This window comes from Chelativorans multitrophicus, assembly GCF_011317445.1.
Taxonomy (GTDB): Bacteria; Pseudomonadota; Alphaproteobacteria; order Rhizobiales; family Rhizobiaceae; genus Chelativorans; species Chelativorans multitrophicus.
In genome coordinates this window covers 114,029-128,920 of record NZ_JAAAPL010000005.1, presented here as the reverse complement: position 1 = coordinate 128,920, position 14,892 = coordinate 114,029, and the positions used below count along the sequence as shown (strand labels likewise).

12 protein-coding genes are annotated in these 14,892 nt (G+C 64.9%); 4 read left to right on the top strand and 8 right to left on the bottom strand.

Translation table 11 applies throughout. The annotated features are described in order from the left end of the window. Positions 1 to 291 precede the first annotated feature (291 nt). Both GNP00_RS20175 and GNP00_RS20170 read right to left on the bottom strand, forming a co-directional pair. Positions 292 to 2,979, bottom strand: a complete 2,688-nt coding sequence (locus GNP00_RS20175) for a relaxase/mobilization nuclease domain-containing protein (protein ID WP_011578631.1) — start codon at positions 2,977 to 2,979, stop codon at positions 292 to 294. Then, positions 2,979 to 3,374 (bottom strand): plasmid mobilization protein, encoded by a 396-nt coding sequence (locus tag GNP00_RS20170; protein ID WP_011578630.1) that lies wholly within the window; start codon positions 3,372 to 3,374, stop codon positions 2,979 to 2,981. Before GNP00_RS20170 ends, GNP00_RS20175 begins: the two co-directional genes overlap by 1 nt. Positions 3,375 to 3,647: 273 nt before the next feature. Here GNP00_RS20170 and GNP00_RS20165 point away from each other — a divergent pair, with 273 nt between their 5' ends. From GNP00_RS20165 to GNP00_RS20150, 4 genes are all read left to right on the top strand, one after another. Next, positions 3,648 to 4,349, top strand: coding sequence for a ParA family protein (locus tag GNP00_RS20165; protein WP_011578629.1), 702 nt, complete (start codon positions 3,648 to 3,650; stop codon positions 4,347 to 4,349). After that, positions 4,346 to 4,699, top strand: coding sequence for a hypothetical protein (locus GNP00_RS23175; RefSeq protein ID WP_011578628.1), 354 nt, complete (start codon positions 4,346 to 4,348; stop codon positions 4,697 to 4,699). The genes GNP00_RS20165 and GNP00_RS23175 overlap by 4 nt, the downstream gene beginning before the upstream one ends. 167 nt (positions 4,700 to 4,866) lie before the next feature. Next, entirely contained in the window at positions 4,867 to 5,370 is a 504-nt protein-coding gene (locus GNP00_RS20155; RefSeq protein WP_011578627.1) for a helix-turn-helix domain-containing protein, read from the top strand. Between the two features lie 215 nt (positions 5,371 to 5,585). After that, positions 5,586 to 5,930: a WGR domain-containing protein gene (locus tag GNP00_RS20150; protein ID WP_011578626.1), complete on the top strand. Its 345-nt coding sequence runs from the start codon at positions 5,586 to 5,588 to the stop codon at positions 5,928 to 5,930. On the opposite strand, the gene GNP00_RS20145 is transcribed toward GNP00_RS20150, so the two are convergent. The 6 genes from GNP00_RS20145 to GNP00_RS20120 all read right to left on the bottom strand — a co-directional run bounded on the left by GNP00_RS20145 (position 5,927) and on the right by GNP00_RS20120 (position 14,773). Continuing rightward, positions 5,927 to 6,256, bottom strand: a complete 330-nt coding sequence (locus GNP00_RS20145; RefSeq protein ID WP_011578625.1) for a hypothetical protein — start codon at positions 6,254 to 6,256, stop codon at positions 5,927 to 5,929. The two genes, GNP00_RS20150 and GNP00_RS20145, sit on opposite strands and share 4 nt — an antisense overlap. Before the next feature lie 62 nt (positions 6,257 to 6,318). Further along, positions 6,319 to 6,642, bottom strand: a complete 324-nt coding sequence (locus tag GNP00_RS20140; protein WP_011578624.1) for a DUF736 domain-containing protein — start codon at positions 6,640 to 6,642, stop codon at positions 6,319 to 6,321. 722 nt (positions 6,643 to 7,364) lie between these two features. Beyond that, positions 7,365 to 7,898: a hypothetical protein gene (locus GNP00_RS20135; RefSeq protein ID WP_011578623.1), complete on the bottom strand. Its 534-nt coding sequence runs from the start codon at positions 7,896 to 7,898 to the stop codon at positions 7,365 to 7,367. 137 nt (positions 7,899 to 8,035) lie between these two features. Continuing rightward, positions 8,036 to 8,977, bottom strand: a complete 942-nt coding sequence (locus GNP00_RS20130; protein WP_011578622.1) for a DUF2493 domain-containing protein — start codon at positions 8,975 to 8,977, stop codon at positions 8,036 to 8,038. A gap of 246 nt (positions 8,978 to 9,223) precedes the next feature. Continuing rightward, entirely contained in the window at positions 9,224 to 10,261 is a 1,038-nt protein-coding gene (locus tag GNP00_RS20125) for a DUF7146 domain-containing protein (protein WP_011578621.1), read from the bottom strand. Positions 10,262 to 10,276: 15 nt separating this feature from the next. Beyond that, positions 10,277 to 14,773: a bifunctional class I SAM-dependent methyltransferase/DEAD/DEAH box helicase gene (locus GNP00_RS20120; protein ID WP_011578620.1), complete on the bottom strand. Its 4,497-nt coding sequence runs from the start codon at positions 14,771 to 14,773 to the stop codon at positions 10,277 to 10,279. Positions 14,774 to 14,892: the final 119 nt, after the last annotated feature.

The window sequence follows — 14,892 nt, the reverse complement described above, 5'->3', positions numbered from 1 at the left end:
GATGCGACAGCCCCCGACTTTCACATCTCCAGCCCTCGTCGACGGGGTCTTGTTCGGACCGTTTCGCTACCCGAAAGCCAACTCTCTGATCGGAGCAACCCAACTGTCAATCATGCGATAAACGTCAACGATCCAAGCTTCGATCACACCGAGCTGAGGGCCGAAGTAGATCAATGGGGCAACAACGGCGAACGCCAAGATGGCAAGCGATATGAACCCATCCGGTCGATCTTCCGAACCGTCCGGCGGAGGAAGTTGGGTGTGAGGCCGTTCATCTGTCATGTTCGGCTCCTACCGTTCACGATCGTCGCGATCGCGGTCGTTGCGCTCTTCAATCTCCAGTTCGATCTGACGCAAGCGCGGCACGTGCTGCTGCGGAGGATCCGACCGCGCGGTGTCCGCCGTCCGCTCAGCGCCGTCCCGAAGAACCGCTGGCGACACATGTTGCCTCTCCGAAACTGAGAGATTACCGTCGCGTTCACGTGCGATCTCATCATGGGCTGGCTGGGCGATACGGTCATCATCACCGCCGCGCTCGTGTGCTCGATCGTCGTTGGCTGACTCTGCGGCAGTCGCCGGGCCTTCGCGCCTCTGCGCCGCCTGCCCTTGTTCGGCCTGAAACGCCTGAAGTTCGCTGCTTCGCTGGTTGAAGTTCTCCCATGCGGCATCCGAATCCTCCTTGGTCCAGGAGCCGTCGGCGCGACCCCAGCCCACTGACCCAATCCCGTTCTCCGCATCGGTGACGGCGATCTCCATTTCGAGCGCCCTGAGCCCCTGCTCGTACCGTCCGAGCAGTTGCACATCGCCCTTCGCGATGTCCGGGATGGGCCTACCCTCAAAACCGTTATTGTATGAGGCGTCGCGTTCCTCTCGCATTTTCTCAAGCAGCTTAATCCGATCCGCGAGCTGTTCGTCGTTCGTTGCAGCTTCCCGCACATGCCTGTTATCGTGCTCGACGGCTAGTTCCGCCGCCCGCCACAGGCCAAGATTGAGGTTCTCGCGATAGGCCTCGACCGATGCCGCGGAGTGCTCACTGCTCCCGGCGCTGATCAACGTTTCACGCGAAGACCGGATCTCGGCCAGAACCTCGTTCGCCGCTTCGGCCGACTGTCCGACCGGCGTCGGGTCCGCGCCAGCCTTGCGGCCGTGCAAATCATCCGCATCGCGATACTCCTGCCGCGCGCCCCGAGGCTCGGGCGAGAGCTGCCGTTCGGCGAGATCCAGATACTCGCGACGAATCTCCACCACTTCGCGCGCCGCGGCAGCGACCTCGTCGAACTCCTCGCGCTCTGCTGCGTCAAGGGTCTGCTCTACAGAAGCAAGAACCGCTTCCACGCGTTTTTCGTAGGCTTCGAATTCCGGACGCGTCATCTCCCGCATCTGTCCATCCTCACCGTTCACGATCTGGATCAACTCTATCATATTGGCTGTGTTTTTGACAGCTTTTAACTCTGATCCTTCAAAAATCATATCAACTCGATTGATGTCGGCAGCGCTTTCGAGACGGGCTTTTTGAAGCACCGCAAACTTACCTTCCGTGTCGCCCGGCCTCTCGCTCGCCAGGTCGCTCCAGGCCCGCGCTGCCGTCGCCGCGTACTGCCTGCTACTGTCGGACGTCGCCGGGCTCAACTCATTCGAGCGCTTCGCCTGATATCGAGCGTGAGCCACAGCGCTCGTGCCCTCATGCTCGGTTCGGCCACGATAGCTGACGGGCCGCACCTGGTTGCGTGTGTAGGCCGGCGCGCTTGCGAACTCACGCCGATCGGTCAGCTCCATGTCGATGCCCTGCTCACGGGCTTTCTCTGCCATCAGGGAACGCCATTCCCGGAACAGCTGCGGGCTGGTGACGATGCGCTCACCCGTTTCGGAACGCATCGTGATGATCGCGTGCGCGTGAATATGCGGGCGTTTGCCGCCCTCGGTCATTTCCTTTGGATCAAGCGCCGGATCGTGGACGGCAAACACATAGCGATGCCCCGTAAACTGCTCTCCCAGGAACTCACGAACGGCCTCTTCGAATGCGGCCGCACCCGTGCCGGCGCGCGCCGAGACAATGAGGTGCATGACGTCCCTGCCCTTGCGGCTGTGCAGTTCCTTGCGCCATTCCTTCTGCACGAGATCGCCGGCCTGCGTCGCATCACCGATCAGCCGGCCGGTGTCGTCGCGTACCTCCTCGTCGGTTGACGCGACCAGTTCACGAATCCGTGCAGTGCCCCACTCCACGCCGTTGCCATAGCCATGAAAGCGGAACCATGCTTCGACACCCCGTCCGACGTCGGAATCGTCAAAGCGCTGCTGCACGATTTCTGCGGCTTTCCGGTCGCCGGTCAGTCGTTCCCCAGCCCCATTCCGCAGCACGACGACGCCGGTCACATGGAGCTCCCCATCGGATTTCTCGCGCGCCGCATAGACGAATGGACGACCGCCAAAACCAGATCGCAGTATCTCGCGCAACTGATCGTCCTGGTCGACGTCGTAGGAGATCGAAGCTGTGTCTATCGAGACATGGAAGATGCCGAGATCCCGACTGGCGGCACGGTTGTCGAAGAGATGCTCCCATTCCGCCCGCTGTTCGGCGAGTGCATCCCGGCCGAGCACGCGCTCGCCGCGCTCGTTTTCGACGGCAAGCTCCCCTCCCCGTGACGTGTAATTCATCATCGCCGCAGCACGCGCACCACCGCCATAGGAGGCGAGCTTGACCACCGCCGGCTGGCTTCCGCGCGCCAGCGCCGCGAAGCGCGTCCGCATCGAGCGGCCGGCCGAGCCTGCGCCGTCGCACGACCACCGCGCGCGACCCCCACTATGCCGCCGCCGCGCTCTCCCAAAGCCGCCGAGACCCTCATCCGGAAGCCGGGACACCCCTCCCTTTCGCGGCTCGTCCCAGTCGGCCTGCCCGGTCTGACCCATCTGCATTTCGTGCAGCAACATGGCGCGGCGGCGCTCCCACTCCTGCTCGAAGGCGCCGGGAAAGAATTCCATCAGATGCCCTCCCCCCGCCGGGTTGCCGCGGAGCGCCTGATCATTTCAGCAAGCTCGACAGCGAGAGCCGTTGCCACCCCATGCGCATCCTTGATGCTGCCTGCGACGTCTTCTTCGGTAGGCATCCTGCCGGTGTTGATGCCGCGCGCGATCTGGTTGAGGTTTCCACCGATTGCGCGCATTCCGTCGGCAAGCAGGCCCAAGACGGCACGGTCACTCTCCCCGAGGAAAGGTCGCACGCCGGCGCCCTCCATCGAGAGCGACCGGACGAACGCCGAAACGGTCATGCCGGCGGCCTTCGCTGCCGCCTCAAGAGCATTGAACTCGGCCGGGGAGAAGCGGATATGCGCTACCCTGTCCTTCCGGTTCGATGTGGCGGATCGGCTGCCAGCCATCGGGTTTCTCACCCTTGATCATGGTGATCGCGGCCGCAGGCCGCGGATCGAGGGCTTGTCCCTCGATCGTCAGGAAAAATGTATCACATTTTTCCGTATCCTGCCAACCGATATAACATAGATTTTTGCGATATCAGGTGAATTTGCCTGCTTTTCTATATCAATATAATTGTGTTTTTCCATGTTCGTGTGTTTCTATATCGATGTGAATCCACGTCCACACGGATATGGATTCGTGTGTGAGTAGAAACACATTTTCGTGGAGATGAACCGATGACCGTCGTGATCGCCGCCATCAACGGCAAGGGAGGCGCGGGCAAGACTACCGCGCTGATGAACATCGCCGGCGAATATGCCTTGCGTGGCGGGAGCGTCGCCATGATCGACATGGACGCTCGCAACAATCTGATGAAATGGTGGACGGACTGTCAGGAGAAGGATGCGCAGCCCGAGGGGATCGAGGTCTACAGCCACAAGACGGCAAAGGGGCTGGAGCGCTGGATGGATGACCACCGCCGAGCGTTCGATCACGTGCTGATCGACACCCCAGGCGAAGACTCTTCTATCGTCGACCCTGTGATCGCTTCGGCCGAACTGGTGATTTCGCCGATCCAGCCGTCAAAGCGCGAAGTGCTCGGGGCCATCGACAGCTTTGAGAACGTGCTGCGCGTCAACGAGGCGCTTGGGCGGGGATGCCGGCATGGCGTGCTGCGGACGCGGATCACCGTGACCGTGCGGCACACGGAGCTCTACCGGAAGATCAGGCCGATCATCGAGGACAAGGTCGGAACCTATCTGTTTCGCACCGAGGTGTTCGAGCGCAATGTCTACAAGGACATCCACAACGGAATCGGAACGCTTCAGATGCAGGAGGTAACGGACGCGATCGCCAAGGCCCGGAGGGAGACGCAGACGCTGGTGGAGGAAGTCGACGAATTGCTCCGAGGTGAGTTGACAGCGGGGCGTGCTGCATGAGCGGCAAGGAAATCCTTTCGCTTGATGAATTCGCCACCGCGCCGCGCAGGCAGCGGGCGGCGACCGAGGGTCCGCCAAGAGTGTACGTGGAAAGGATACGCGAGCCTGCTCCGACATCGGATACGACCAGCAAAGAGCGTCCGGAAGCGGGCACGGTGCAGACGGAGGCGAGCAAGGCGCTGCGCCAGATGAAGCGTGCTCGCATGAAAGGGGCAAGCCATTTCGTGAACGTCAATCTGGACCGAGAAACCAAGAGGCGGCTGAAGCTGGCCTCGTTCAACATGGACACGTCCATGCAGGCAATCATGGAAAAGGCCATCCGGCAGTTTCTCGACGCGAATGGCTATTGAAGGGAACGCAGGCGCGGCTAGATCGAACGGCGAGTTGAACTTGAGTCTGAATCCCTGCTAGGAACACAATCGTTTTGGCTCTGTTTTAGGGGACTTTGAGCCAGTTTGGGGTGTTTCCTCGTCTTTTTGACGGGGTTGCGGCAGCGGATTCGGGTCGAGCCAAGCGGATGGCGATCAAGGACGTACAGACTTACATCGACAGGCGCGGGCTTGTCGAAACGAACGACTCCGAGGTCGACAAGCCGATCTATCGCAAGCCGGGCTTCAACGGTGTCCGCAGCCTTCTGGAAATGGAGGAAGAGCTGAGCCGCTATCTGCGCGAACGTCGCGACGCGCAGAACCTCAATCGCGAGCAGGTCGGCATGATGGTCGGCATTCACCACGAAATCTACGCGCGGCATGAGCGGGCGGGCGCCAAGCTCAGGGTCACACGGCTGCTTCACCTAGCCGAGCTACTCGATTTCTCGCCGATTGAGGCGCTCTATGCGGCCGCTCCACATTTGTTCGGAGAGAGCGAGCAGGAGGCAGAGGTCAAGCTGAAGCTGATCCTGCGGATGCTCGATCTGCCGGCATCGACGGCCCAACACCTTCTGATGATGATCGAGGAACTTTCGCCGGACAGCAGCGTGGATGATTCGCCGAAACGTGGGAGAACTAGGCGCGAGGGCTAGTGCCGAGCGCCCCGCGAGAGGGATCGTCACCGAAGGCCGAGACGGCGAAGCCGGCTCGGGGAGCGGCGGCACGCCGCGAGTAGAGCCCGCCCACCGAAGGCGGCTCGCCCAAATCGGTAGCGACCTCCGACGTATCAGCGTCTTGAATCGATAGGGCCACATCGATTCGTCGAAGTCGTTGGACGAAGCGGGCAACAGTCCGCGAATGTCGCCTTATGCCGACAGAAGCCGCCGCATATCTCCATCGTATTGATCCCGCACGCAACATGGCGCGGTTCTACAAACTTTCGGTCGGGCGGAGTCTGTTCGGCGACATCGCAGTCGTTCGAGAGTGGGGCAGGATTGGGACCATCGGACGCGTGCGCATCGACCTTTTCGCGGATGAGAATGAAGCGCTGGTCGCCCTCGACGCCATCGAGCAGGCCAAGACCCGGCGGGGCTATCGGGAGATAGGCGGCGCGGTTTGCGACGATTATGTAGTTGACCCGTCACCGCGGGCGAAAAAAGGGCCGGCAACGGATTGCTCCGTCGCCGGCCCTTCTTATGGAGCGCGCGCCTAGTCTGGCTGATTGAGGCGCTTGAGAAGTTCGCCGATTGCTCCGTCTGGGTTCGGTCGACCGGCGGCCGCGCCTTTGTCGGCGACGAGCTTCGCGGCGACCCCGGACGGCAGCGGCATGAAGTCGTATCCTTCGGCGAGCGCTGCGCGATGGAGGTCGTCGAGCGTCTCCATCTCGTGGGGCTTGGTGCCGATCCAGAGTGCGGGGTCGTCGGTCTCCTCATGCGGGAAGGCTTGCAGGAAGTAGGTCTGAAGCGGCGGGTCGTAGCCGATGACGGCCTCCGGATCGGTTCGGCTTTCGCCTGTGACGGTGATGACGTAGCGGCTCATGGCATCCTCCTTGCGTGACGGGTGGAGAGGGCCGACCCCTCGCGAGACCGGCCCGTCCTGCCTCACTGCGGGTTGTTCCAGAGGATGACCTTCTTGCTCTCGTCGCCGCCGGGGGCCGGGGCGAGGTTGCCGAAGATCACGCCGATCTCGGGCGCCTCGAGCTTGACGGAGAGCGTCTCCTTGCCCGTGCGTTGCGAGGTGCGGAACCAGCAGGCGCCGATCTCGAAGCCAGTGCGCTTGTTGAGGATGCGGTAGTCGGGTGCGTCCTCGCTAGACTTGCTGGCGTTCGGGACGAGGGTGATCGGTGCGTTGACCCGCAGTGTGGCGAAGACGCCCTCCATCGAGCCGTCTGCCTTGGTGGTGAGGTTTGCGATCGTGGTGGCCATGGTACTTCTCCTTCGGTTGCATCGGGACCATTCCCGATGGCGCCAAAGGAGAGGACCGTCCTGCTGCGGTCATCTCGGCGAAAATTCTGGAAAATTCTATTTGCCGAAAAACGCGGGCAGGCCCTTCGCCTGCCCGCAAACAAAGAACCGAAATCGAATTTTTCTGAATTTTTGCCGAGAGTACCCCCTTGGGGGTTGACCGCAAAAGGCAGGCGGTCCTCTACAAAGGCGACATGACACGGGAATGGTCCGGATGCGGCCGATGGCGCTGGATCACCGGCCATCATCGCAGACCCAGCGCCAGGACACCGGCCAGATGGATGGGACGCTGCACCCGCTGCGCGTCACCGGCCCACCACGCTCTCCCCACGTGACCAAGTCGCGAGGAGAGCACCCGACTACAGGGTCATCAACAAGCGCACCGGCTTCGTGATCGCGACCGGTGGCGATCCGGCCTCGCAGCGCATGGGGATGGATGCGCATCGGTCCTGCCTGGCCAGGTGATGGACGTGCTCTTGGCAGTGTCGTTCCTGGCCCGCTGACGGGCGACAAAGTGACGATCAGCCTCTGGAACAACCCGCAGTGAGGCAAGCAGGGTCGGCCCCGCGAGGGGTCGGCTTTATGCCCCGGTGCCGTCGAGGGGCAGGCGCGGACGAACGATCAAGCGCCGTTGCGAAGGCGAGGTCCGGCGCCGGGGCGGGGCGGGACGGTGGACGTGCCAATCACTCAGCGAGCGCCAGACGCTCGTCCGGCGTCATGCGGGTCTCGATCTGCCGGCGGACCTCGGCGCCGGCATTGTCGAGCATGGCTTGCCAATCGGCGGCGCTGTATGTGGTCGTCACCATGCTGCGCATCGTATCGTAGACGACGCACGGCGATCCGATCAACGCGAGACGGAGCACGTTGAGGGCGGTGCCTGGCGAGATGCCGTTCCAGATCATGAGCCCGTAGTCGGCGCGCCGGGCCATCTCACGATCCTTCTCGGCATGAACAGCAAAGCCCTTTGCGCCGGCTGGCGGGGGGATGTGGTAGGCAGCCCAGTCGCCGAGATTGTTGCGCGGCTCCCTGCCGGCATGGAAGACGCCGACATGCTCGTAGCCGTAGCCCGCGAGCAGGCTTTGCGCCTCCGCATCGGCTCCTGGCGCGTCGCCGATCAACACGCCGTGCTCGGCAGCGACGATCGATGCGATGCGTTCGATCGCGGGGTCAGGCAGGGCGACGATGTCGCGCGACCCGCCTATGAATATCATCGCCATGGTGGCTCTCCTTTTTCCTGCAACGCCCCACCCCTATCCCACCCGCCTCTCCCTCTGGCGCGAAGGTGACATGGTGAGCTGCGTCGACTGCCGTCGTGCGACGCGTCGTCGCCGGCGCGTCGCGATAGGGGCGACGCTCACGCGCCGCCCTCCGTGAAGCGCCAGACGGGGATGCCGAACCGACGCGCCTTGTCGGCCAGGTTCTCAGTGATGCCGGAGCCAGGGAAGACTATGACACCCACCGGCATCACCGACAGCAGCTGGTCGTTGCGCCGGAACGGTGCCGCTTTCGCGTGCCGGTTCCAGTCGGGCTTGAAGGCGATCTGCGTGACCTTGCGGTTCTCGGCCCAGCAGGCGGCGATGCGTTCCGCGCCACGTGGGCTTCCGCCGTGGAGCAGCACCATGTCGGGATGCTTCTCGCGGGCCTTGTCGAGCGCGTCCCAGATTAGCTCGTGATCGTTGAAGTCGAGCCCGCCCGCGAAGGCGATCTTGGTGCCGGCCGGGATAAGCACCTCGGTCTCGGCGCGGCGGCGTGCAGTGAGGAAGTCGCGCGAGTCGATCACCGCGGCTGTCATCGCCTGGTGGTTCACCTTGGAGCCGGTGCGTGGCCGCCAGGCCGACCCGGTATGCGCCTCGTAGAGGTCGGCCGCCTCGTCGCGCATGATCTCGAAGGCGTTGCGGCGCTCCAAATAGGTGATGCCCTCTGCCGTGAGCCGTTCCAGCTCGACGGACTTCACTTCCGAGCCGTCCTGCTCGCGCTGGCTCGAGCGCTGCGCCTCCTCGTTACGGTCGAGGTCGCGTGCGATGCGCTCGGCCGCGCGATGGAAGACGTTGGCGAAGGACCAGAGCAGGTCGTCGAGGTCGGGTTCGAGCCTGGTGTCGCTGAGCATGCCAGCGAAGGTCTCGACGATCCCTGCGAGGCCGGCCCGGATCACCTCGTCGTCGGGCAAGGGTCTGGGATCGGGCTCGTCCTGATGCGGGCGATGGCCGTACATCTGCAGTTCGAGGATGACGCGGTCGGTCGGCGAGGAGGCGTGGTAGGGCTCGTAGGCGTCATCGAAAGGAAGCTCGTAGGTCATGGCGTGTCTCCGTCGGTTGTGGCCGCGCCGATCGCGGCCTGACAGCGCATCCCGGCCGCGCCCCGGGCGCGGCCGCACCGAAGGCCGGAGCGAAGCGGAGGACGGCGCAGCCGTTGCGGCCGTGACCGGGGGGTGGCAGGGATCGCCTCTCAGGCAGGCCGCGGGCGCGGCCTCTCCGCCGGACCAACGCCATGCCTGCCGGTCTTCCGCTGACGCCACCCCTGCCCGCCCGCCGGCGCGGTCCGTTCATCCGGACGGAGGCAAGAGACCGGCATCGTCCGGGATGAGCTGGTCCCGCAGCCAGGCGACGAGGCTTGCCGGGCCGAGATGGCGCAGATCGTCGTTGAAGTCGCCGAGCTGCGGCCGCAACGCCAGTGCGAGAATACCGGCCTCGCCGGCGCGCTGGCTGAGCCGCTCGATGCCGTGCCGGCCGGCAGCGTCGGCATCGGCCGCGATGTAGAGGCGACGGCAGCCGGGCGGGAAGCAAAGGCCCGCAAGGTGATTGGCCGAGGTGGCGGCGGCAACCGGCAGCGAAGGCATTACCGTGCGGAGCGATGCCATCGTCTCGAAACCCTCGCCTGCCGCCATGACCGGGACGGGCGTGCCGGGGTGGAGGCCGAGCCAGATGCCGTTGCCCAGCAGGTGGCCAAGCGAGCGGCGCGGATCGGCGAGTTGCGCCTTGCCGTTGCCTGCCGGATCAAGCCAGGTGCGCTGCAGGCCGGTGATCCTACCGTCGAGGCCGGTGACTGCGGCGATCAGGGCGGGAAGCGTGAGCGTCTCGCCCGTCAGAAGATCCCGGTAGTAGCAGCCGGGATGGAAGCGCAGGGATCGCTCGCGAGGGCCAAGCAGGATGCCGCGGCCGGCAAGATAGCGCTCGGCAAGCGTGCCGGCGATCGGCTGCGACATGGCGAAGAGGCGACGCGCGGCGTCGGGCGAGCCGCGTGCCGCGGCGGGCTCGCGCTCCGCGCGCACGGTTTCGGGGCGCAGCAGGGCAAGAAACCGCCGGGCTTCATCGGCGACGTGGCGGAACTCGGTGAGACCACAGCTATGCTCGATCACGTCGAGCAGATCACCATGCTCGCCGCTTTGCTCGTCAACCCACTTTCCAGCTGGACCTTTGGCATTGACCCTGAGCCGCACATGCATGGAGCGGCCGCGCGTGTTGCGGACATCGCCGACGATCCAGTAGTTGCCGGCGCGATGGCCATTGGAGAGATATTCGCGGCACACGGCCTCGGCATGGTCGCCAAGGCGGCGCGCCAGCTCGGAGGCCGAGCCGGTCATGATCACCTCCCTCGCTCAAGCGGCCGAGGAACGGTCGGTGATGCCGACCACCGTATGGCGGTCGAGGAGCGAGGTAAGGATGGTGGAGCCGCCGGCGCCGGTCGGGATGAACAGGCGCAGCTTCCAGGAAATGATTTCCGGGGTCAGGCCAAGGGCCTTCAGCCGGGGAACCGTCGCATCGGTGAAGCCGATCAACTCGACGCGATAGTCGTTCATGACCCGGCTGCGGCGGACGACCAGTCCGTCTGTTAGCTGCAACCCAATGCGCCCATCGATGAGGCCGGCCCACGCATCATCGGTGGATAGCGAAGGAACATGGTCGATACCGAGATTGCGCAGCATGGTTGCGACCAGGGTCGGCGCGATGTGGCGGCCGATGATGCGTTCACCGGCGTCGGTCTGGATCCGGTAGACCTGGCAATCGTGATCGGGAAGCCGCCGCCAGATCGGCAAGAGCAGGCCGGTGACGATGTGGAAGCTGCTGGTGGTGAACTCAGGGACCGTTGCCACCTCCGCCTGCCAGAGCTCGCAGAACAGTTTCCGGTCGGCTGGTTGCCAGTGCGTTTCGGCAAGGGCATTGAGACCGAAGCGCAGCTCGTCGGTCGGCCGCAGGAGACGAACACGATGCTCTATCGCGCCGTCATCGAGCATCAGGCTCGCCGTCGGCAGCTGGATCGCCGCGCGGTTCGACCGCGTGTTGACCAGCAGGACCGACTGCGGCTCCGCGCGGGCGATAGCCAACACGTCGGCCAGGCCGAGAGGACGAACGCGGTCCTTCCGCGCCACAGTCAGCACATGCGACTGCGCACCCGAGACCGGATGGGTGTAGACGGTCCGGCGATCGGTGACGACGATGCTTTCCGCCGTGATCGTCTCCAAACCCCTGTCGTAGGTGCCGGCAGCGATGGCGCCTTCGATTTTGGCCGTCATCAGCTGCTCGAACACCTCGAACAGCAGGTTCTGGGTTTCGATGCGCAGCGCCAGCAGCCGGTTGAGCCAGGTGGTGATCGGTGGCAGCTCGTCGCGCAACCCGCCCTCGTCGGTGGTCAGCGATAGACCGGTGACGGTCTCGAAGGTCGTCAGTGAGCAGCCGTCGACCTTGCCCTGATGCAGCAGATAGTAGAATTGGCGCAGCGCCGCCCGCGCATAGGGGCTTTCGAGATTGTCCTCGGCGCGAAACAGCCCTGCCCCGCCCGTCTGGCGCTGGCCGCGGGTGATCGCGCCCAGCGTGTCGAGACGCCGCGCTATGGTCGACAGGAATCGCTTGCCGGCTTTGACATTGGCGGCCATCGGCCGGAACAAGGGTGGCTGCGCCTGGTTGGTGCGGTGGGTCCGTCCGAGACCCTGGATGGCGTTGTCGGCGCGCCAGCCGGCCTCGAGCAGATAGTGCTTACGCAACCTCTGGTTCCGGGCCCCGAGATCCGCGTGGTAGGAGCGTCCGGTGCCGCCGGCATCGCTGAAGATCAGGACGCTCTTGTCGTCATCCATGAAGCTTTGCGTCTCAGCGAGATTGGCAGAGCCGGGACGGTTCTCGACCGCCAGCCGGTCGACGCCGTCGCGGCCGGTCTTTTTGACGATGCGCCGTGAGCGGCCAGTCACCTCCGCGACGATATCCGTGCCGAAATGGTGGAGGATCTGGTCGAGTGCGCTGCCGACCGGCGGCAGCGAGGCCAGCCTTTCGATCATCTCGTCGCGCCGGCGGACAGCCTCGCGGCATTGAACCGGGTTTCCGTCCTCGTCATGCACGGGCCGTGAATAGACATTGCCGTCGGCGTCGGAATATTCCTCGAAGAGCTGTGTCGGGAAGGAATGCATCAGATATCCGCCGACGTACTCGCGCGGCGTCACGTCGACATGCAGGTCGGACCATTCTTCGGTCGGAATGTCGGCCAGCCGGCGCTCCATCAGCGCCTCGCCGGTCGAGACGATCTGCACGACGGCCGAATGACCGTCGGCACGGTCCTGCTCGATCGCGCCGATCAGCGTCGGCGTCATCATCGAGGTGATGAGGTGAGAAAAGAACCGCTGCTTGGTGCTTTCGAAGGCCGAGCGGGCCGCAGCCTTGGCGTTGCGGTTCAGCGTGCCGCTTTCGCTGGTGATATTGGCGGCCTCGAGCGCGGCGGTCAAATTGTTGTGGATGACCTGGAAGGCGTCCGCATAGGCATTGTAGATGCGGATCTGCTCCTCGGTCAGCTCATGCTCGAGCAGGTCATATTCGACGCCGTCATAGGAGAGCGAACGCGACGTGTAGAGGCCAAGCGACTTGAGGTCGCGGGCGAGCACCTCCATCGCGGCGACGCCGCCATCCTCTATCGCCGCGACGAACTCTGCGCGGTTGGCGAAGGGAAAATCCTCGCTGCCCCAGATGCCGAGGCGCTGGGCGTAGGCCAGGTTCTCCACCGCGGTGGCGCCGGTCGCCGAGACATAGACGACGCGGGCGTCGGGTAGCGCATGCTGCAAGCGAAGTCCCGCCTTGCCCTGCTGCGAGGGCGCGACATCGCCGCGTTCGCCTTTGCCGCCGGCGGCATTGGCCATGGCGTGTGCTTCGTCGAAGACGATCACCCCATCGAAGGGCTTTTTCGTCCCTGTCGCGCCTTCGGCGCTCCCCGCCTCTTGGCTCACCCAGTCGATGATCTGGGCGATGCGGGACTTCTTGCCGTCGCGCTCCTGGGAGCGCAGCGTCGCATAGGTCGTGAAGAGAATGCCTTCGGCAAGACGGATCGGCGTGCCCTGCCGATAGCGTGACAATGGCTGGACAAGGAGACGTTCCTCGCCGAGTGCGGACCAGTCGCGCTGGGCGTCTTCCAGAAGCTTGTCCGACTTCGAGATCCAGACCGCTCGCCGACGGCCTTGCAGCCAGTTGTCGAGGATAATGCCGGCGACCTGCCTGCCCTTGCCGCAGCCGGTGCCATCGCCGAGGAACCATCCGCGGCGGAAGCGGACCGCGTTCTCGGCGCTTTCAGGTGCGGCCGAGACGACGTCGCAGGTCTCGTCCACCGTCCAGGCGCCGGCGAGATGGCCGGAATGGGCCTCGCCGGCATAGATGACGCTTTCGAGCTGTGCATCGGACAGCAGCCCCTCGCTCACGATCGCGTCCGGCAAAACCGGCCGGTAGGACGGGCGCGGCGGGGCGACCGCAGCCATCGCGGCCGACTGCACAAGGGGCGTCGGGTGGGGCTGCGCGCCGGGAATGTGGATCGACTGGAGTGCGTAGGGCTCGTAGATAGAGTCGGACAGCCGACCGCCCTCTTCGGGCGTCCAGTCGCGCAGTTCATAGGCGAGCGGGATCGAAGGAGCGTTGACCGCCTCGATCGGGCCAAGTCGAGCGGAGCGCGCGATCTTGTTCGCCGGTTGTGCGGCTTTGCGGATGTCCTGACTGGCCACGGCGGTGTGGGAGCCGGCCGCCCGCGACCGGCTGGTCATTCCGGCGGCCGCGTCGCGCAGGATGCTGTTCGTCAGCGCTCCGATGGAATCGGGGTAGCTGCCGGGCGTTCGGGGTGGCACGTCGGAGACCCAGGACAGCAGCGTCTCAACATCCGGAGCCTTGCCGCGCGAGGCGAAGAAGCGAGACGGGTCGGCGGCGGGCGACTTGTCGATGACGGTCAGCCGGGTTTCGGCCGTGGTGCCGTGACGGGCATAGACGCGGCCGTCGATCGCGGCGGTGAAAACGACCCTGCCCTGCTGCTGCAGGCGCTCGAAAGCGGGCCGCCATTTCGGGTTGTCGGGTGAAAGACCAGTCCCGGTGATTGCCACCAGACGGCCGCCGGGCCGCAGGCGTGCGAAGGCAGAGCGCAGGTGACGCCAGGCGGCATCCGAGACGTGACCGTCGACATGGGCGCCCACCGTGAAGGGCGGGTTCATCAGCGCGACGGAGGGATCGATGGCCGGATCGAGGTGATCGTCGATATGGGCTGCGTCGTGGCGGAAGGTCGGAACCCGCGGGAAGAGCAGGCCGAGCAAATCGGCGCGTGTGGCGGCAAGCTCGTTGAGCGCAACCGAGGCCTGCGCGATCTCGGCATGGATGGCGAGCAGGCCAGTGCCGGCCGAGGGCTCAAGCACGAGGTCGGAGGATGCGATCGCCGCCGCACGCGCCGCCACGAAGGCGAGCGGCAGCGGCGTCGAGAGCTGCTGCATCGCCTGGCTTTCGTCGGACCGGCGGGTATGGGTCGGAATGAGCTGCGCGATCCGCGTGATCAAGGCGAGTGCCGCCTGCGGCGATGCCGAGCGCGACAGGATCGCGGGTGCAAACTTGCGCATGAACAGGACCTGGGCGGCTTCGAGCGCCTCATAGGCGTCTTTCCACACCCAGCGACCTTCGGCGTCCGTGCCGCCGAAAGACGACGACATGGCCGCGCCGAGCACATTGGCGCTGATCGCGCGGCCGCCCTCGAGTGCAGGGAGAAGAAGCTCTGCTGCTCGGAGGATCGCGGCGGCGCGGTTTGCGGACCCGGATCCGGGCATGGCAAGGGGGGCTGCCGCCGGGGCGGCCGATGCGGGGATGACGATGTTCATGGTGCAACCTTCCCGGTGCTGGAGTATCCGGCCCCCTCCGGCACACTCTCTGCGCCGGCCGGGCCGCACTCCTGCCGGCCGCCCTCTCCCTCCGGCGAGATTGTGATCATCGGGTTGCG

Excerpts from the sequence above, each read along its gene's own strand:
- GNP00_RS20175 (WP_011578631.1), bottom strand. The coding sequence starts at position 2,979 with ATGGAATTCTTTCCCGGCGCCTTCGAGCAGGAGTGGGAGCGCCGCCGC.
- GNP00_RS20170 (WP_011578630.1), bottom strand. The coding sequence starts at position 3,374 with ATGGCTGGCAGCCGATCCGCCACATCGAACCGGAAGGACAGGGTAGCG.
- GNP00_RS20165 (WP_011578629.1), top strand. The coding sequence starts at position 3,648 with ATGACCGTCGTGATCGCCGCCATCAACGGCAAGGGAGGCGCGGGCAAG.
- GNP00_RS23175 (WP_011578628.1), top strand. The coding sequence starts at position 4,346 with ATGAGCGGCAAGGAAATCCTTTCGCTTGATGAATTCGCCACCGCGCCG.
- GNP00_RS20155 (WP_011578627.1), top strand. The coding sequence starts at position 4,867 with ATGGCGATCAAGGACGTACAGACTTACATCGACAGGCGCGGGCTTGTC.
- GNP00_RS20150 (WP_011578626.1), top strand. The coding sequence starts at position 5,586 with ATGCCGACAGAAGCCGCCGCATATCTCCATCGTATTGATCCCGCACGC.
- GNP00_RS20145 (WP_011578625.1), bottom strand. The coding sequence starts at position 6,256 with ATGAGCCGCTACGTCATCACCGTCACAGGCGAAAGCCGAACCGATCCG.
- GNP00_RS20140 (WP_011578624.1), bottom strand. The coding sequence starts at position 6,642 with ATGGCCACCACGATCGCAAACCTCACCACCAAGGCAGACGGCTCGATG.
- GNP00_RS20135 (WP_011578623.1), bottom strand. The coding sequence starts at position 7,898 with ATGGCGATGATATTCATAGGCGGGTCGCGCGACATCGTCGCCCTGCCT.
- GNP00_RS20130 (WP_011578622.1), bottom strand. The coding sequence starts at position 8,977 with ATGACCTACGAGCTTCCTTTCGATGACGCCTACGAGCCCTACCACGCC.
- GNP00_RS20125 (WP_011578621.1), bottom strand. The coding sequence starts at position 10,261 with ATGACCGGCTCGGCCTCCGAGCTGGCGCGCCGCCTTGGCGACCATGCC.
- GNP00_RS20120 (WP_011578620.1), bottom strand. The coding sequence starts at position 14,773 with ATGAACATCGTCATCCCCGCATCGGCCGCCCCGGCGGCAGCCCCCCTT.